This window comes from Bacillus sp. 2B09, from assembly GCF_003946835.1.
GTDB lineage: Bacteria > Bacillota > Bacilli > Bacillales > Bacillaceae > Bacillus > Bacillus altitudinis.
The window spans coordinates 238,679-257,766 of the sequence record NZ_RPSG01000005.1 but is presented as its reverse complement, the minus strand read 5'-3'; the positions used below and the strand labels follow the sequence as shown (position 1 = coordinate 257,766).

At 40.6% G+C, this 19,088-nt stretch carries 16 protein-coding genes and 1 riboswitch; of the genes, 2 read left to right on the top strand and 14 right to left on the bottom strand.

Annotated features, from left to right (window positions below; genetic code table 11):
- Positions 1-35: 35 nt before the first annotated feature.
- Positions 36-605 carry a GNAT family N-acetyltransferase gene (locus EBQ12_RS12280; protein ID WP_008346964.1) on the top strand — a complete coding sequence of 190 codons (570 nt, stop codon included), beginning with the start codon at positions 36-38 and terminating at the stop codon, positions 603-605.
- 99 nt (positions 606-704) lie between these two features.
- Positions 705-968, top strand: a complete 264-nt coding sequence (locus EBQ12_RS12275; RefSeq protein ID WP_008346966.1) for a hypothetical protein — start codon at positions 705-707, stop codon at positions 966-968.
- A gap of 38 nt (positions 969-1,006) precedes the next feature.
- Here the strand turns inward: EBQ12_RS12275 and EBQ12_RS12270 are convergent, their stop codons facing one another.
- From EBQ12_RS12270 to EBQ12_RS12205, 14 genes are all read right to left on the bottom strand, one after another.
- Positions 1,007-1,231 carry a hypothetical protein gene (locus EBQ12_RS12270; protein ID WP_046342716.1) on the bottom strand — a complete coding sequence of 75 codons (225 nt, stop codon included), beginning with the start codon at positions 1,229-1,231 and terminating at the stop codon, positions 1,007-1,009.
- 263 nt (positions 1,232-1,494) lie between these two features.
- Positions 1,495-1,941 (bottom strand): toxin-antitoxin system YwqK family antitoxin, encoded by a 447-nt coding sequence (locus EBQ12_RS12265; RefSeq protein WP_046342714.1) that lies wholly within the window; start codon positions 1,939-1,941, stop codon positions 1,495-1,497.
- A gap of 71 nt (positions 1,942-2,012) precedes the next feature.
- Positions 2,013-2,195 carry a hypothetical protein gene (locus EBQ12_RS12260; RefSeq protein WP_046342713.1) on the bottom strand — a complete coding sequence of 61 codons (183 nt, stop codon included), beginning with the start codon at positions 2,193-2,195 and terminating at the stop codon, positions 2,013-2,015.
- Positions 2,196-2,463: 268 nt separating this feature from the next.
- Positions 2,464-2,799 carry a hypothetical protein gene (locus EBQ12_RS12255; RefSeq protein WP_046342710.1) on the bottom strand — a complete coding sequence of 112 codons (336 nt, stop codon included), beginning with the start codon at positions 2,797-2,799 and terminating at the stop codon, positions 2,464-2,466.
- Positions 2,800-2,819: 20 nt separating this feature from the next.
- Entirely contained in the window at positions 2,820-4,394 is a 1,575-nt protein-coding gene (locus EBQ12_RS12250; protein ID WP_046342708.1) for a T7SS effector LXG polymorphic toxin, read from the bottom strand.
- A gap of 232 nt (positions 4,395-4,626) precedes the next feature.
- Positions 4,627-6,348, bottom strand: a complete 1,722-nt coding sequence (locus EBQ12_RS12245) for a pyruvate oxidase (protein WP_046342707.1) — start codon at positions 6,346-6,348, stop codon at positions 4,627-4,629.
- A 70-nt stretch (positions 6,349-6,418) separates the two neighbouring features.
- Entirely contained in the window at positions 6,419-8,245 is a 1,827-nt protein-coding gene (locus EBQ12_RS12240) for an APC family permease (RefSeq protein WP_007498061.1), read from the bottom strand.
- Between the two features lie 112 nt (positions 8,246-8,357).
- Positions 8,358-8,505, bottom strand: a riboswitch (cyclic di-AMP (ydaO/yuaA leader).
- 66 nt (positions 8,506-8,571) lie between these two features.
- Positions 8,572-10,653: a cellulose biosynthesis cyclic di-GMP-binding regulatory protein BcsB gene (locus tag EBQ12_RS12235; protein ID WP_125590216.1), complete on the bottom strand. Its 2,082-nt coding sequence runs from the start codon at positions 10,651-10,653 to the stop codon at positions 8,572-8,574.
- 4 nt (positions 10,654-10,657) lie between these two features.
- On the bottom strand, positions 10,658-11,881 hold the full coding sequence (locus EBQ12_RS12230; RefSeq protein ID WP_430384050.1) for a glycosyltransferase family 2 protein: 1,224 nt from the start codon (positions 11,879-11,881) through the stop codon (positions 10,658-10,660).
- A gap of 37 nt (positions 11,882-11,918) precedes the next feature.
- A complete protein-coding gene (locus tag EBQ12_RS12225) occupies positions 11,919-13,634 on the bottom strand; it encodes a DUF2334 domain-containing protein (protein WP_125590212.1) in 1,716 nt (571 codons plus the stop codon).
- Complete coding sequence (locus EBQ12_RS12220) at positions 13,624-14,475, bottom strand: GGDEF domain-containing protein (RefSeq protein WP_098680874.1); 852 nt, start codon at positions 14,473-14,475, stop codon at positions 13,624-13,626. Before EBQ12_RS12220 ends, EBQ12_RS12225 begins: the two co-directional genes overlap by 11 nt.
- Positions 14,456-15,538, bottom strand: coding sequence for a glycosyl hydrolase family 8 (locus EBQ12_RS12215; protein ID WP_125590210.1), 1,083 nt, complete (start codon positions 15,536-15,538; stop codon positions 14,456-14,458). The genes EBQ12_RS12220 and EBQ12_RS12215 overlap by 20 nt, the downstream gene beginning before the upstream one ends.
- Before the next feature lie 197 nt (positions 15,539-15,735).
- Positions 15,736-17,922, bottom strand: coding sequence for a DNA topoisomerase III (gene topB / locus EBQ12_RS12210; RefSeq protein ID WP_041091165.1), 2,187 nt, complete (start codon positions 17,920-17,922; stop codon positions 15,736-15,738).
- 72 nt (positions 17,923-17,994) lie between these two features.
- Positions 17,995-19,050, bottom strand: a complete 1,056-nt coding sequence (locus tag EBQ12_RS12205; protein WP_125590208.1) for a tartrate dehydrogenase — start codon at positions 19,048-19,050, stop codon at positions 17,995-17,997.
- Between the last annotated feature and the right edge of the window lie 38 nt (positions 19,051-19,088).

The window sequence follows — 19,088 nt, the reverse complement described above, 5'->3', positions numbered from 1 at the left end:
TTGTGGTAGAATTTCCCTTGAGAGGATGTGATCACATGTTTTTTTATCAGGATCAAGATCTATCCATGCGGCTGCTTGAACCAAGAGACGCGAGAAGTCTGTACCTGCTCATCCAACGCTCAAGAGAGCACTTACGTGAATGGATGCTATGGGTCGATTCGACGCAGACAGAAGAAGACAGCATGGCGTTTATTCAAGGTGCCATGCAGCAAGCTTTGCAAAACAATGGTTTTCAGGCTGGAATCTGGTCACATGGAGAACTCGTTGGTATCATTGGCACCCACCAAATTCATTGGATTAACCGGACGGTTTCCATTGGCTATTGGCTCGGGGAAGGCTATCAAGGAAAAGGCATCATGACAAAAGCATGCAAAGCGGTCATTCACTATTTATTTGAAGAGTGCGGTCTGCACCGCATTGAAATAAGGGCCGCTGTTGATAATCAAAAAAGCAGACGCATCGCAGAGCGTTTATCTTTTTCACTTGAAGGCATATTAAGACAATGTGAATGGCTGGGCGACCACTTTGCCGATCACTGTGTGTACGCACTTTTACAGCCTGAATATATGAAACAAAAAACGAATTCGATCAATCAGCCTACTTAATTGTGTCGATTGGATGAACTATTTTACAAAGTGAAGCTTTGTAGTATCCGTTGTGATTGGCATCTGATAAAATAGAAGGAAAAAATCGAGGTATGATGTATGTCTCTTATTATTTTATTTTACTTATGGATTGTCCCTTTATTATTTGGCATTTTCTTCTCATTCCTAACAAAGAAAGCCACATACAAACGCCGCTTTGTCCCATCCTATAGCATGGCAGGACTCAGCATCGTATTTCTCATTCTGGCACTCGTCTTTTCAGCCAGTCACTTTCTATTCATTTGCGGTATGTTTCTATTTGCCACAACACTTGTCGGCACAGGCATTCCGTTATTTTTAGCCTTTACCAAAACACCTTCATAAACAAAACCACCTTTTCGCAATGGAAAGGTGGTTTCTTTTTACTGCTGAGGCATTCGATAGGTCATCGTACCATTTGGGTTTTTTTCAATTACTTTCACAATGTCTTGAAGGATCTCTGATGCTCGATCATTTGAGTCATACTTGCCGAGCGTCTTGACCCAAGAATCACTGCCAGCAATAGACCCTTCAATCTTTTTACCGGTTACTGTGACTTCGTGAACATTAACGAAACTTTGTTCGTTTTGTGTGAAAATCCATAGCATTGGTTGATTCCCCTTTTTTTTGGTGATTGGGTTTCGATAGTTTCATTTTCTAAATCTTAAAAAATGAGCACTTCACATTTCACCCTTTTTTGTTCATAACTCATTTCGAATAATGTGTGTCTCGATATCTGCATATCTCACAGGGATTGGTAGTCAAGATTAATAAATTTTATCACATTTTATGTATAAGCCTTCTCTTTATTTTGAGACAGATTAATATTACTCCAATTATTTCAATCATTATTCGAATTTATTTTTCCTTACTAACCATTGAATTTTTCGACGTATTTTAAATCAGATTCATCAGGCTCTGTTTTTTGATCTACAATACTTCCGTTTTCATCGTACTTTATATAAGTCATTTTCCGACCAGCTATATATTCAGATTCATACTTTTTATTTCCATTTTCAAAAAACTCGACTTGATATCCGTCTGCAGCACTTTTATTCATATTACCTATTTTTTTCACATTTCCATTTGAGTAAAATTCAACATACTTTCCCTGCTTAACACCTTGTTCTACATAGAAATAACTTTCTAAATTTCCATTTTCATACAAATCATAGGCTAGTCCTGTAAAAAGTTTTTCTTCTCCTTCTTTAGTAAATTCTACAATTGCTAGCTCGTAGGACCCTCCATATTCTAGAGATTTTTCAAACTCCGTACCACTTTCTGTAATTATTTTTTTTGTCAGAATATCATCCATCATGTAAACCCCTTTCATTTTATAACTTTCATATTTATTATTTTAGAGCGTTCTGATAAAATATTCTGTTTGCTTTAAGCACAGAGACCCTTCATTATGCCTATTTTAATTGGGAATTTCTTAAAATCTTCAGTTTTCCAATATATCGTTGGCTCTTTTGATATATTCCAACTACCGAACTCTATATTAATCGGTGTATAAAGATCATTTTCAATATTTATAGGCTGACTGTCTTTATATTCTGTTACTCTTAACATCATCATGTCTCCTTTCAAGGCATATACACAGCATTCTTTATTAATGGTAGTAAGCTGTCTCCACGGAGTCATCTAAAATTATTTCCCATAAATCGAGTGCTTTTTCATACCAAAAACGGTAGACTGAGCTTCTTGTTATTCTTTTTGGGATCATTTTTGGCAACTTCTTTTTTAGACAATTATCTAAAGTTTTATTTCATAACAAAAAGCACTTTTTGCCTTGAATAACAATAAAGTGCTTTTTATTTTTCAGTCTCGACAATGATGTTTAACCTTCGAATATTTCCGGTATTTTCTCTCTCCAAATTAACAACAATTCTATGAATTCCTTCGTTTCAATTTTATTTTCAAGAGGTTCTTCAATCCTATAATGATGTTCAACTACTGTCTCATCTTTTTTAATATTTACACTGGTAGCATTCAATGTAATTTCAAATTTCTCATATACTCCATCTATAACATTTTGAATATATCCTATATATTCATCCACTTCTTCTATCGATGAAATATCTTGTATAAAATCTGAGAAAATACTTATTTCTTCGGGAAGTATGATTGCTAAATCACCAAATTGGTCTTCCTTAAATTCATATGGATATCTCATATAAGTTAATCACCTTCATATTATTTTTTATATAATGGATATGCTGTAGCTATTGATCCATCTTTTTTCAAATACATTTCTATTTTAATTCCTGATGATGTTATACCTTTAAATTTATTAGGACCTATCTGTTGTTTATTTTGGTAAGCTTCATCGATAGCTTTTAACACATCAATGCGGTTCCATTCCTTAGGAAAGAAACTTGATTTAGCTACTTTTTCAACTCCTTCAATTTCAACTTTAGCTCTATAAATACCGTTTTTATCAGGTAAACTTTCACTTCCTGGAATAATCTTACCACCTTGCATACTTTCATGATGATAACCAACTGCTTTTCCTCTTTTATTAATTTCACCATGATAAATGTGTTTCATCGTATGGGTATTATATTTTTCAGCACCCTTAATCCCCATCTTCCCTTGAAACCCTTTCGCCCCAAACGGCAAAAGCATCCCCAGAGCCGCATTCATACTGGCTTCTTGCTGTTCTTTCGAGACTTTATTTCCAAACATGTCTCGACCAGTAATCGCTTCGCTGAAGCCGTTTGTTGCGGTGAGGCCATATAAGCCTTTTTGTGATGTTTTCAGGGCGTCAAAGGATATTTGTGATGTCTTGTAAATGTCGACTGCTCTGACTGCGGCTGACGTGGCTTGAGTCGTTTTATAAACGGCTTTACCGCCTTTGAAAATACGGCCCGCCCATCCGACGATCGGGATGTAGCCTGCTGCTGCCATGCCGCCTGCGGCGACTCGCTGGCCTGCGGTGAGTTCTTCACCTGTGATCGGATCGACACCTGTTGCGGCACGTTTTGCATCGTTCACGCCTGTCAGTTCATTGACGATATTTCCTCCGTAATCAAGAGCTTTTTCATACCACGGACGGTTGGCGAGTGCTTCTTGTTCCTTTGCGATCTTGCGAGCTTCTTCTTGATCATTTTTGATTTTCAGATATTCAGACGTTTGCTTCTCAATATCGCTTTTTGCCTTGTAGATTTCGCTATTTTGATACGCTTTCTTGTCAAAATTCATAGGCGAAATGGATTTTCCGTCATTTGTCGCATTGATCATTTCTGCGTACAATGCCATTGTAGCCTGCTGCTCCGTCTCTGACAAAGCATATTCATCTTTTAGATTTTGATCAAGCTCTCTTAAATCTTTTACTGTCTTTTTTCGTTCATCTTCCGCATCTGCAATCTTTTCGTCAAAGGTTTTACTATCAAATACCTCCAGAGAAATGAGGTCATCAATATCTTGAAAAATCGTTTTGAGTGCCTTTTTTTGATCCTTTACAATACTTTTGGCATTTTTGATTCCCATATGTACAGCGTTGTCTAAAAAATGTTCTTCTACAAAGGTGTCGCCGCCAAAGTTTGTATCATCAAGCGTTCCAGAAACACCTTCATGAAAGGCTTTTTGTTTATCAATGAAGCTAATAAACATGTCCACATTTCCGGCGAGTTCTTTGTAGAAGCTTTTAATGTTATCGGCACCTTTTCCGGTAAAATCATCACCGAGATTCGCCACACCCTGTAGCGCTTTTTTTAAATCAACCATTTCTTCACGGAGTTCCTGATAGTGTTTTGCCCTTGTATCCATGGCACTGGTTAGTGCTTTTGCATCAAGTATCTTGCCCAGATTAAGCCACTCCCTCCATTATTGATCATAAAGTCTATTTTACCTTTCTCACCGAATTGGAAAAATAGGCTTTAAGTTACAAAAATCCAATCTGGATATTTTTATACAAAAGAAAACAAGTGACAATTGAAATGTTTTTCCTTGTTCAACAAAAAAGTCAGTCCCCCTAATTGGAGGACCGACTACCTGCTGTTTAGAAAAAGCGTTTAAGGCTTTTCTTGAGTGGAGGGATATCCAGCTCACCTTTTTCAAAGAATTTTTTCAATAAATATTTACTAAAGCCTGCTGCTTGTGTGTACGCGATTTTACCAGGTAACGGTGGCTCATTGGTCACCGCAACATCAATGATCACAGGTTTATCAGCTTGAAGTGCTTGATCAAAGGCTGGTGCTAGTTCTTCATGTGATGACACCGAGATTCCTTTACCACCGCATGCTTCTGCAAATTTTGCAAAATCAATATCTTCAAGCTCTATACCATAGTTGATGTTGCCTTTTACCTGTTGTTCATATTCAATCATACCAAGGTTGTTGTTGTTTAAGATCACAACGACAATTGGCAGTTTATATTTTACCGCCGTCACAAAATCTTGCATCACCATTGTGAAGCCTCCGTCACCACAGACAGCAATGGCTTGGCGGTTTGGTTCGTTTAATTTAGCTGATATTGCGCCAGGTAAACCACAGCCCATTGTGGCAAGCCAGCTGGAAATAATGAAATCCTGCTGCTTCATTTCGAAATGACGTGCCATCCATACCGTCACATTACCGACATCAACTGAAAGAATGGCATCATCATCTACCGCTTCTTCTAATCTAGCGATGACTTGCTGCGGTTTAAGCGGTGATGTGGCAATAGATTTCTCCTTATCCATTTCTTCTCGCCACTTCATCATATGCTCTGTACAAGCTTCAAGGAAACCGCGCTGCTCTTTATATTCAATATAAGAGGTTAGTTCATGAAGACCAGTCGTACTGTCACTTACAATCCCCACTTCTACTGGATATCTTTTACCGATCTGATCCGGTTTGATATCCAATTGAATGGCAGGTGTGTCTTCCGGTAAGTAATCCCTATATGGGAAGGAGGTTCCAAGCATGATTAATAAATCGCACTCTTCCATCGCTTCATATGCAGGCTTCGTCCCGATCTGACCTAGGTTCCCTAAAAAGTATGGATGCCTGTCTGGAACAACACCTTTTGCAGGAAGTGTAATGACGATCGGTGCAGCTGCCTTTTCTGCAAACGAAAGAAGCTCTTCTTTTGCATTTCTTAATCCTTTTCCTGCTAAGATGACTGGCTTCTTCGCATTGTTAATAAGTTGAGCAGCCTTTAGCAGTTGATCTTTCTTGGGCCGCACGTCTCCCTCTACGTAAAGAGGAGATGTATAAACGGGACTCCGCTTAATTTTCTGAGAAAATAAATCATCTGAGACAGTGAGAACCGCCACCCCTTTATGGGTATAAGCAGCTTTGATGGCTTGATTCAATAAGTCAGGCAGAGCTTCTGCTGTTTGTACTTGCTGATTAAAGACAGCAACATCGTCAAACATCCGCTCTAATTTGATTTCTTGAAATGCATCTCTGCCTACTTCAGTTGAGGCAACCTGCCCTGCTATCGCTAATACAGGTGCACCATCCGCTTTTGCATCGTATAGTCCATTTAATAAGTGGACAGCACCTGGCCCAGCAATTGATAAACAAACACCAAGTTTGCCTGTTAGTTTCGCATCAGCTGCTGCTGAAAGTGCTGCCACTTCTTCATGTCTTGTTTGTATAAATTGAATTTTGCTTGATTCATGCCTTAGTTCTTCGATTAATTCGTTAATACTGTCGCCGGGCATTCCATAAATATGTTTCACGCCCCACTCTTCCAGTAGCGCTGTTACTTCTTTTCCTGCGGTTCTTTGCGGCATGTGAGAAAACTCCTTTTTTCTTACTCCATACCACCGCACCCTTTTGATCAAACGTTTCAACTTGCTCTTGCTACTTTTTAAAGTGATATGGAAGAGTGGCGACAACAATATCCCGTTTCCATAATAAACGGAATCTTAATAAGAAAGCAGATTGATTATGCAAAATGGTGTGCCATCTTTTTTTCGGAATAAATTGAGGAACGAGCACCATCACTCTATATTGATGTGCATTTGCTTTCGCTTCAATCGTTTCAAGAAATTTATCAAGCGGGTGAATGAGACTTCGATAAGACGAATGTAAAATCACCAGACGCACATCACTATTCAGCTTTTCCCAATCAGCTTCAATTTTCTTGTCTTTCTCTTTATCAAACGATACATGAACCGCTATGACCTGGTCTGATAAGGATTTTGCATATTGCACAGATTGTTCGACGACACGTGTGACACCTGCTATTGGGACGATGACCACATTTCCTTTGATTTCGACAGGCTCGGTTTCATTCAATAAACGTAATTGTTCTCCAACAGACAGATAATGTTTCTTAATAGAATGAAAAATAAATAGAACAATTGGCATGAAAACAAATACTGGCCATACAAGATGGAACTTGGTCAAAATGAGAATCATGAAAACCGTAAATGAAATAAGTGCTCCCACGATATTGATAGGCATTTTCACTTTCCATCCCTGTGGTTTTTCACGAATCCACTTTACACACATACCTGTCTGAGACAAGGTAAATGGAATAAACACACCGACAGCATAAAGTGGAATGAGGTGTTCCGTTTTCCCATCAAATAGCCAAATGAGCAGCATAGAAGCTACACCTAAAAAGATAATACCATTGGAATAACCGAGCCGATCTCCTCTCACTGTAAACATGCGCGGCATATATTTATCCTTTGCTAAGTTGACAGCCAATAATGGAAAAGCTGAAAAGCCTGTGTTTGCCGCTAATATTAAAATTAATGCTGTGACAGCTTGAATGACATAGTAGAAAAATGTCCGTCCAAATGTGTCTGATGCAATCTGTGACACAACCGTTTCTTCTGGCTTTGGGGAGATACCAAAACCAAACGCAAGCAATGTCACTCCTACAAATAGAACGGCCAGTAATCCCCCCATCATCAATAAAGTTCTCGCTGCATTTTGTGCAGCTGGTTTTTTAAAGGATGGAATTGTATTAGAAATCGCTTCAACACCAGTTAAAGCAGAACAGCCAGACGAAAATGCCTTTAGTAAAAGAAATAACGTGATGCCTGATACATGTGTGCCAAATGCTGTATGTTCAGGTGCTGGCGGCACTTGCCCAGTTAATAGTTTAAACCCGCCCACCCCAATTAAAATGAGCAATGAAAAGACAAATAGGTACACAGGATAAGCCAAAATAGATGCCGACTCTGTCAGTCCACGAAGGTTTAACACCATAATCACTAGGACCAATACGATTGAGATCATGACATGATATGGATATAGAGCTGGAAAAGCCGATGTGATCGCATCGGTCCCAGCAGAAATGCTCACTGCTACGGTTAAAATGTAATCGACGAGTAATGATCCACCAGCAACCAGCCCTGGTTTTTCACCTAAGTTTCTGCTGGAGACGACATACGCCCCGCCGCCTTCTGGATAAGCATAAATAATCTGGCGATAAGATAGAATTAACGCCATTAAAAGGATTAATACACAACCTGCAATCGGGAGTGAGTACCAAAACGCTGCCGCACTAACAACTGATAGAACAATCAAGATTTGTTCTGTACCGTATGCGACTGACGACAATGCGTCTGATGACAATAATGCCAAAGCTTTGATTTTTGATAGTTTTTGTTCTCCTGCTGCCTGTGATTTTAATGGTTTACCAATTAAAATACGCTTCATCAAACTGTACATGTGATGCCCGCTCCTTTAGTGTCAAACGATTTGAGTTACAAAATTTGGATCACCAAAAAGACACAGAGGCAATAGAATGCCCCTGTGCCTATTGTTTAGATCACAGGTTGGTCTTTGCTCTCTTTAACGCTTACGAGGTTAGCTGACGGATTCGGGCGCATGAGATTTTGCCCTACCTTAAAAGGATTCACCCCACGTGGTGTTTTATACCACCACAATTGGTTCCCCCGCTCATCGAAATGATTCAGCGATTGGTCTTTTATAAAAGAGATCATACTCCCGTTTGACACCAAAGTAAAGAGATTTTTTCAAGGTCTTTTGATCGTTTAGAACTTAGTCTTTTTACGGTTTTTTCGTACGAAATAGACAATCATCACAAGCACAAAAAGGATGAGTGCAGCGATACACACAAAGTAAATCCAAGACTCGCTGCTGCTTTGTTTTTCACTTGTTTTCAGACTGTTCGATGTGCTGCTGACGGATTGATGATTAGTAAACACGCCTTTGTTTTTACTCTCTATTGCAACTGTTGCTTTTTCTGTATTAGTTTGAAGAAATTGCATGACTTCATTTGACACGTTAGCTTCAGCTGCAGTCATTCCTGAAAAGACTGTCATTGTCTGTTCTTTATTCCAAACAGATGGCTGTGTCCATACAATTCGAGCCGTTGTTTCGTTGATCATGCCGAAAGAAGATACATCATACTGATCCTTTTTCACCGGAACAACGAGATCGGCTGCTTTTTCTTTCAGAAGAGAGAATGTCTGAATGCCTCCGATGAAAATGAGAGGGTGATTTTTCAATTGTTCATTTGTCACTTGAGATGCTTTCATTAAATGATATTGAGCTACTTCTGGCTGACTAAAAGATTCCGTCAACATGGCCATTTGATTGATTGTTTCACGTTTGATTTGATCTGGTATGATGATCAATGTATTTTTCGACGTGAACGGGAGCGGCCATGCGGCTAAATCTGGCTTTTCACTCGTTGTTCCTTCTGGTATTTGTAAAGTGCTATTTTTGTCAATGAATATCCAGCCTTCTTCATCCGTATGTCTGCAGGATTCCATGTTTTTAAAACCACTTGTGACAAATTGCAAATCAATATATTCATTTTTTTGAAGTACCTTTGAATCTACTGGAATCGAGACATGATAGAATCCATTCGCATCTTTGCTGCCTAGTTTTGTTAATGGTACGTCGTGCGGTTCGTCATTGATCATAACAGTTAACCGTTCTGTTTTGCTTGCCGCTGTATCAGATTTTTTGAATGAAAGATTGAGCTTTGCACCTGATTTTTGGTTAGCCAGTAGCGCTTTCGGATAATAGTAGTGGTCGGATGCCGTCTTGTTGGTCCCAACCGTGACATCATCTCCGCCAAAATCTTTCAAAGGAATCTTGTGAGATGGTTTAGACGTTTGAGCTGCAGTCTTTTGAATCAGTAAGTCCGTTCCAGTCAGTTGACCCGTTAATTCTGACTGAGTCAGAACATTGATTTTTTCAGCAATTGTCACAGGTTTTTCCGCTGTCACAAATAAAATGGGCTGTTCTGTTTTCTTTGCTGTCAAAGTTCTCATCGCTAACGTAAGATGACTGCTTTTTGTTTTAATTCCTGCAGCTTGTTCAATCGTTTTCAATCGTCCATCCCAGCTTCCTATAGCTCCCACAGCAATCGTTGGGTGAGCCACTTGCTTGATGTCCTTTTCTTGGATAAGTTTGATCTCCTTTTGGCGATCTTTGTTTTTCAACGTACGGTATACTTTGATGGCTGCTTCTAATTCAGCTGCATCCGGTGAATTAGGAATGACAATGTCTGTCTGTTCTTTCTGATCACCTGTTTGAATAAAAGGTGATGGAAAGCTATCTAATGTGAAATCTTTCGTCTTGATTCCTTTGAATGTAAGTTCACTTTCAGGATACACTTTTAGCCAATTGGCAGGTGTCTCTTGGTTGATACACACGCCTTCTTTTAAAACACCATAAAATGTGACCTGAATGCGGTGAGTACCTTTTTTCAATTGTGATTTGTTCAACTTGATTTGAATCGACTTCTTCTGGTTTTTCCCTGATACAGGGATGGTCTTTTCGATCTCTCCATCAATCATAACAGTGAATGAGGAAGGTGAAATCAATAATGGTGAAGCCTCTATATTTAACGTCAATGTGCTTGACTCTGTTTTTTCCTGATCCACTTGATAGGTAAATTCAGTGCGGTCTTCTTGTCCATATAAGGTCACTACGTCTTCTGATAGATGCTGCGTTTTTGTTTTGCTTTCTTTTGAAGGTTGAACCCAATCATCTTTGACTTGAACTCGGTTGGATTGCGCCATTGCTTGACCTGCCAAGAAAAAAGGCTGGATCGCTAAGGATAATCCTAATATATAAATCAACCATTTTAACGATTTCAATATGTCACCCGCTTTTCTTTTGTTGTTGATTGTAACGCTCGGTTTTGTACCATTTCACTTCTTGTTTCAATAATCGGCTTTTCGCCTCTACACATAAGGAGTACACAACAAGCGCAATCCATACTTGGGAATAGGTAAAGTACATGAGAACGACAATGAGAATGTTTTGTTTGGTCAGCTCTGTTTTCTCTATGCTTAACGTAATCATCACTTCTGTTAAAAAGAGGAAGAAGGCTAACCCCCATAGGATGAGTGCCACAGCTCCCACAGATAAGTGAAGATCAACGAATAAGTTTAAGATAAAAATGCCATTGGAGAGCAGTACACCAAAGAAAAATAAGAAATACGTAAAGAAAAAATAAAATAAATCGAAAATCATTCGTTTTCGTTTTAATTTCATAAACTGCCTTAAAAATTTGAGCACAACATATTGGTTGCCTCTAGCCCAGCGTGTTCGTTGCCGCCACCAGACTTTCCATGTTTCAGGCTCTTGTTCCCATGTAATCGCAGCAGGAAAGAACCGAATCACATAGCCCAGATTATACACACGAATTGTTAATTCAGTGTCTTCAGCTAGTGCATGGACATCCCAGCCGCCAAGCTCTTCTAAAATGTGCCGGCGGATCGCAAAGTTGGTGCCTGGTATCGTCGCAATGCCAAACCATTTCCATCTCCCGCCTTGCGCCATCCACTGGAAGCAGATCGTTTCTATGTTAATGAATTTTGTCAGGAGGTTTTTGGCTGCATTAATGACCCTGAATTTCCCGACAACAGCACCTGCTTTAGGATCATTCAATAATCCAAGAACCAAATGGTAGACGGCTTTCTTTTCAGGCATATTATCTGCATCGTATACACAAATAACGTCTCCTGTCGAAGCCTTCAAGCCTTCATTCAGTGCAGTAGATTTCCCCTTCCCTGCAAATGGCGGCTTTGTTTCAATCAGATGGACATGATCGTATTGCTCACTAAATGATTGCACAATCTCCCCTGTACAATCAGAGGAATTGTCATTAATCACAATGATTTCAAGAAGGTGTTTGGGATAGGATAACTGGACCATGGCTTTTAGCGTCTGCCGAATGACCACTTCTTCATTATGTGCTGGAATGAGAATGCTGACGGTCGGCAGATCTTTCCCTTGTTTCGTCCATTTAGGCAGCACTTTTTCGTAAGTTAAATAGTGCTGAAAGCCTCCCTGCATCAGAAACATATGATATAGGAGCATGATCCAAATCAGTATTAATGATAGGTAAAATAAGATATCAGCCACCTGATTTTCTCTCCTTAAAGATCCGTTTTTTCATCGTCAGCCTTAAATACAATGTGTAAAAAGCAAATGCCACAATAAAGAGCAGCACCACCATTGTGAGCATTCGAAGCATATTTTCCATCCCGCTTCGTTTGTTTGTTTTTGGTTCAGCTATATTGGATTGCTCTATTTGAATATGTCCATTTCCTGTTGTTTTGATCTGGACATGCGGGGTTTCAACAGTCTGTTTTGTTTTCTTTAAATCTAGCCATTCACTAGAAGGGATCGCATCCATTTGTGTGATTACATCTTGCAGCCCATCTATCCCCGCTTCCACATCATAGGACAGCCCAATGGCGGCGGATTGGATATGCTGCATGGATTGAATTGTCTGCTCAGCCAGTATGTTTACACCTTCTTGGTCAGACGCTGTATCTATAGACAGTTCAGGATATAAAGTCATGCCATGAAGCATGGCGGGTGTCGATAAAAACGGTGATGCACTTCTTGTTTTCCATGTACGGTCTGAGAGCTGCACCTGTCCAAATAGACTGGACACATGGCGGGAAATCACTTCATAGCCTTGCAGGGATATGGCATCATTTGGTACTTCAAATGCAAGCGGATATAATCCCTGCTGCGCGAGCAGTTCAATGCCTTTTGTCAGCTTTTCTTCTGTATAGATGGCTTCTTGATGTTGATTGGATGTGATATACGTATTAAAATCTTTTTCATTCGAAAAAAAGCTTTTGTTCAGCTGCTGATCAGCTTTCTCTGGTTCATTTGACGTAACGGGCTGATCGTACTTGACATCCCAAAATTCAAAGCCTTTACCCGACTCCTCCGCTCGATACGTACGGCTAAACCCATGAAGAACGACACTAGCTCCATTGCTTTGCAATTGTTTTAACACGTGGACAAGTTTAGGCCGGTCACTGAGCGTCACTTCATCCCCTGTTGCTGGATCAATCCATATAGGGGTCACCGCCAGCAGAAAAGGGATATGGCGAGCTGTTACGTATCGTCCAAGTTCAAGCAACTTCTTCTCATCCGTGACGGGGTTAATCTTCCCAATCTGTAAGTACTTTGTCGTCGTTTGATTAGAAGCCGGCAGGAGACTTTCCAGCACCTCTGCAAGCAGCTTGTCGTGCTGAAGGATATTTAGCATTCCGACATATGCCGCACCTTCTTTTGTTTGAATCACAAATGGCTGCTCAGTTTGATTTTTCTTCAATAAGAATTTACGTTGCAGATCTGTCCCTTGAACCGCCTGAGCTGTGATTCCTCTCTCTAGCTGACGGTATTCTTGATCATCGGTCTCTTTGATTTGACTGATGTGATCTTGTTTGTGAAAAGTAAGCTTGGAGAATGGGCGAAGCTGTTCCGCATTGTATCCTATTGCAATTAAGCGTTTTGATTCGTTTATGAGACGAATGGTTTGTGCTTTCAACGTTCTCTTTTCTTCACCTATATAGATAACTAGCTGAGAGTCATTGAGGATCTTTTCAGTGATTTGTTCATCAGATAAAATGGTCGTTCGTGTGGAAAAATGCCCCACAAGTACATCAAGCATATGAACAGTTGGCGTTGTCTCACCTGACTGTGTGGAATAGACGATGAGGGTCCTGGACTCTTTCTCAAGTGCACCGGCTGATGTACTGTCTTTGATCGAAAGCATAGAGAAAAGAACGAATAACAAACAACATTTCGTCAAAACATTAAAGTTCATTCATCATCATCTCGTTTTCTAGTTCTTCTAAAAATTGCTCTGGTGTCCGATAATCCGATCTGCTTGTTAAATGACAGACATGAAAAGTTAAGGTCACTTCACGACCATTTAGCAGGACATGCGTTTGCAGTTTATCCTTTAGCTTTTCAAGAACGATCGAGACGTTTTCTGCAGGTGTGTGAGTGAGCAGCAGCCCGATTCGTTCTTCCGATAATCGAAATTTCTTATCCGTTTCTCTCACACTTTCGCGTATCTTCATACTGAGTTGCTGGAAAAGATGCTGCATTTCTTTTTCTCCATATAATGTTTTGAATTCAGCTGAGTAGTGCATATGAAGAAGGATAAAGACGAATGGCTGTTTATATCGTTCTGCTCGTTTCATTTCCTCAGATAACTCGAGCCTCATTCGCTCTGCATTGTCAAATCCTGTGGTTGAGTCAATCGCTACAAATTGTTTGATGGCCCTCTTTTGTTGGTCAATGGTGTAACGCATCGTTTTGATTCGCTCATGCACGTTTCCAGCAGAAATAGCAAAAAAGAGAAGCGCCACGCCCCATATCACGACATCTTGCAACGTTTGATGAGAAAAGAGTGAATTTGTGTGACCAAGCTCTGTAAAGAACATCCCGCTTCCTATAAAGAACAAAATCAACAAAGTAAAAACCAATGCTGGCAAAATACCAAATAAAATACCGCATCCTATCACGACAAATGTGAGTGTGATGATCATGACACTCTCCGCATCACGTCCATTCAAGTAGCCCATAAATAAAATGAGTCCCGCAAACGTGAGGAGCAGCGTATAATACGTGCGATAGGTGTTACTGAATAACCTTTTCATTTAGAAGCTCCCTTTCTGCAATTAGAGGCAATAAATTATCAAATGAGTGTGTATCTTTTTCGTTCATATAGCCTCCGTAATAAGGCTTGAGAGGATCTTGGATTTGCAGCTCTTTCATTCGGTGATAGACGTCTTTTGCAAAATCATCTTCTCCTTGTTTGAGTGCATATAAGATCACCAATGCATAGACTGAAGGCGATTCATACGTCACTGCTGGCTGTAATGTGCTCAGTTTATATCGTCCGTACAGCTTTCCTTCCTTTTGGAAGTTGGTTTTCAGCCATTTCATGATGACTGATGTATCAACCTGTGCACGTTCAGCATAAAGAGCCGTATAAAGCTGGTCGATCAAGTTGATTTCCTGATCAAATGAGTAGACTTTCTTCGCTATGTCATAGGATTTTGGAAAAAACCCTTTTTGTCTCGGTGCATTTTTTAGAATGGCCAATTGGTTGTTCATCATTTGTTCTGTGAATAGGTGGAGGGATACTAGTTCTTTGATTGCTTTTGGGTCAAGATATGAAAGTGTGATTGTATGTGAAGTTTGCTTTGTCGATGCATCATAATAGTCGGTCAACATACCCTTGAACATGTTTTTGTCTTTTAACGCTTTTGCGATTTTTTGGGCTGTGGTTTGATACACTGACTTCTGCCACAATTGATCTGCTTTTTGAAGCGCTGTTACTACACGTAAGTCATCAACTAAAGCATTGACTTGGCTTTTTTGATGAGATTCGATTTGCCAGCTAAGAAGATCATGTTCCAGTAAGAATTGAGTGCGCAGGACGTCTACCTGTTGATCAAAAGATGTTTGATCTTTTTTTCTAACAAGATAATCCATCCAAAGTCCGAGCGATTCTGATAAGTAAGTAGGCTGTTCCGCAAGCGAGGTCTGAATCATGCCTTGGTTTGTCATTAAGTGGTGAGTCATAAAGTACTCTCCTGACAATACTGGCTTTGCAGGTTCTGGTTGAGCTGAATGTTGCTGCTGTTTCCAGGTACATCCGCCTAGTAGAATGACAATGAGTATAGCGATAGCTGTACGATGTATGGGTTTATCCATTCGTGTCCCCTTTCAATCCCTGTTCTCTCTAAGCATCTAACGATTTATTATAGAGCGTTTCTGTTTAAATGAAAATAAATATTTTATACCAAATTACGAGTCTTTTCTCTTACATATTCCCATTTACAGAAGAACAACATGTCAAAATACTCGAACAAACAAAAAACCCATGCGAATTCACATGGGTTTTTACACAACTATTGATCTAATTTTAGTTTCTTCAATTGTTCTGCAAGTGCGTTATTGATTGGTTCTTCCACTTTCTTTTGTTTTTTCATATATTTAGACACATCGTGCTTACTGGCTCGTTTTTGATTGGATTGTGATTTACGTTTTTCGAAGACAGACAGTTTCTCTCTATGACCACAAACACAGGCAAATATTTTGCCATCGCCTTCCCCGCGCAGCTCAAGCTTTTTATGACAGTTCGGGCAGCGTGCATTTGTTTTCTTTGCCACATTTTTTCGATGTCCGCATTCTCTATCCTGACAAACAAGCATGGTGCCGTTTTTCCCGTTCACTTTTAACATGAGTTTTCCGCAGTCAGGACAATGTGTGCCTGTCATGTTGTCATGCTTAAAGGTTTGGTTCGTTTGTTTGATTTCAGATACGGCTTGTTTTGCATATGACTTCATTTCACTCATGAATTGAGAAGCTTTCAATTGGCCTTTCGCAATTTTAGAAAGCTTTTGTTCCCATTCCGCTGTTAACGCAGGTGACTTTAAATCTTCAGGTACTAAAGAAAGCAGCTGCTTCCCTTTCGATGTGATGAAGATGTCTTTGCCTTTTTTCTCAATTAAGAAGCTGTTAAACAGTTTCTCAATGATATCAGCTCGAGTTGCCACTGTCCCCAATCCACCCGTTTCGCCAAGGGTTTTCACTAAGTCCTTTTCCTTGTTCTCCATAAATGCAGACGGGTTCTCCATGGCAGATAAAAGGGTCGCTTCGTTAAAACGAGCAGGAGGTTTCGTTTCGCCTTTTGTCTCTTTTAATTGGCGTACGTCAAGTGACTGCCCCTCTGTTAATGCCGGCAAGTGCTGATCTGCTTCGGCTGATTCCTCGTCTTCATAGGAATCATCGTACACGGCTTTCCAGCCGGCTGATTGCACAATTTTTCCTTTCGCTGTGAATGTCTCACTGCCGATCTTGGCGATCACTGTTGTTTCCTCATATTCAAAAGGGGTCATCAGTACAGCGAGGAATCGCTTGGCAATCAGGTCATATAATTTACGCTCTTTATCACTTAATGCACCTGGATACAGCTCTTCCTCGGTTGGAATGATCGCATGGTGATCTGACACTTTGGCATCGTTGACGAAGCCTTTATGTGCTTTAATGCCTGATTGTAAAATGCGATTCACATGCTGCGCGTAAGGTCTAACGTTCATTCCTTTGAGTCGATCTTTTAATGTAGGCACGATATCTGCCGAAATAAAACGTGAATCCGTACGCGGGTACGTGACGAGCTTATGCTGCTCATACAGACGCTGAAGTGTAGACAGTGTTTCTTTTGCTGAAAAACCGTAGCGTTTATGGGCATCACGCTGCAGCTCTGTCAAGTCATACAATCCTGGAGCAAAGGCTTTTTTCGCTGTTTTTTTCAGTGCATCAATCACTGCAGGTTTTCCTTTACAGGCTGCCAAGCGCTCCTTCACTACATCCTCTTGGAATGTACGGTTTTGTTTTGTCTTTGCATCCTGCCAAGTCAGCGTCAGTCCGTCTACTTGTGCAGTCAGCCCAAAGAACGGCTTCGGCTGGAATTGCTGAATGTCTTCCTCTCGCTTGGCGATCATAGCAATCGTTGGCGTTTGCACACGTCCACAGGATAACTGCGCATTGAACTTCGTTGTCAGCGCTCTTGTTGCGTTGATTCCTACAATCCAGTCGGCCTCTGCACGCGCAACCGCCGAGCGATACAAGTTATCATACTCTCTGCCGTCTTTTAATCGTTTGAACCCTTCTTGAATAGCTTTGTCTGTAACAGACGAAATCCATAGACGTTTTAGAGGCTTTTTCACATGGGCTTTTTCAAGAATCCACCTTGCCACAAGCTCCCCTTCACGTCCAGCATCTGTTGCGATGACAATGTCTTTTACATCTTTTCTCGCCAGCTGCGCTTTAACCGCTTGAAACTGTTTGCCTGTCTTTTTCATCACGACAAGCTTGAGTGGTTCTGGAATAATTGGTAAATCCTCTAGGCGCCAGGATTGAAATTCTTTCCCGTAGCCTTCTGGATCAGCCAGTGTCACCAAGTGGCCAAGCGCCCAAGTGACAATGTATTGATCTCCTTCTAAGAAACCATTTCCTTTTTTATGACACTTCAGCACACGTGCAAGGTCACGCCCTACTGAAGGTTTCTCTGCTAATACAACTGTTTTTGACACTAGATTTCACATCTCTTTCTTCTATCCATCCTTTTATTATAGCAGACGTGGAGATGTGGTTCTAATGACGGATTATTTCTTCAATCGTTTAATGATTTCGTTTGTGACCTCTTGTGTTTGATAAGCTCCGCCGATATCTGCCGTTAAAAAGCCGTCTGCTGTGACAGATTCAATCGTATCGAGAAGGTGTGTGCCTAATTCTTCCTCTCCGAAATGATCAAGCATGAGTTTAGCGGTCCAGATTTGTCCGATAGGGTTTGCGATCCCTTTTCCAGCGATATCTGGTGCTGATCCATGTACTGGCTCAAACATGGATGGATATTTGCCATTTACATTGATATTGGCTGCTGGTGCGACGCCAATACTACCCATTATGGCGGCACCAAGATCCGTCAAAATGTCACCAAATAAATTGCTGGCAACAATCACATCGAATTTCTCTGGTCTTGTGATAAAGAAGGCTGAGAGCGCATCAATGTGCTGAGAATCTGCCGCCACATTAGGGTAGTCCTTTGAGACGTCTTGAAACACTTCATCCCAAAATGGCATGGTATGCACGATGCCGTTTGACTTTGTGGCACTTGTTACATGGTTTCGTCTCTTTTCTGCTAATTGAAAAGCAAAACGCATCGCACGTTCTGTCCCTTTTCTAGAGAAGACGGCATTTTGAATCGCAAGCTGATCCTCCCCTTGATAAATCCGGCCCCCAATTTCACTATATTCGCCTTCTCCATTTTCTCTTACAACTAGTAGATCGAAATCTTTTGGCTGAGCAAGCGGAGAACGGATGCCCTTTAGCTGTTTTGCCGGTCTTACGTTAATCACCTGTTCAAATTCCCGTCTAATTTTTATGAGCAGTCCCCAAAGCGAGATATGATCAGGCACTAAGTTGGCATCACCGACAGCCCCTAAGAAAATACTGTCAAAGGCTTTCAGTTGTACCAATCCATCCTTTGGCATCATCTCGCCATGCTCTAAATAGTATTCGCAGCTCCAAGGAAAATCCTGAAAAGAAAAAGTCAGACCGCCATGCACCTCTGATATCGCTTTCAAAACACGTACTGCTTCTGGTACAACTTCTTTTCCTACCCCATCACCAGGTATCGTCGCAATCGAAAAGTGTTTCATTGTATTCTCCCCCTTATGAATGGTCGACCGTCGACTGA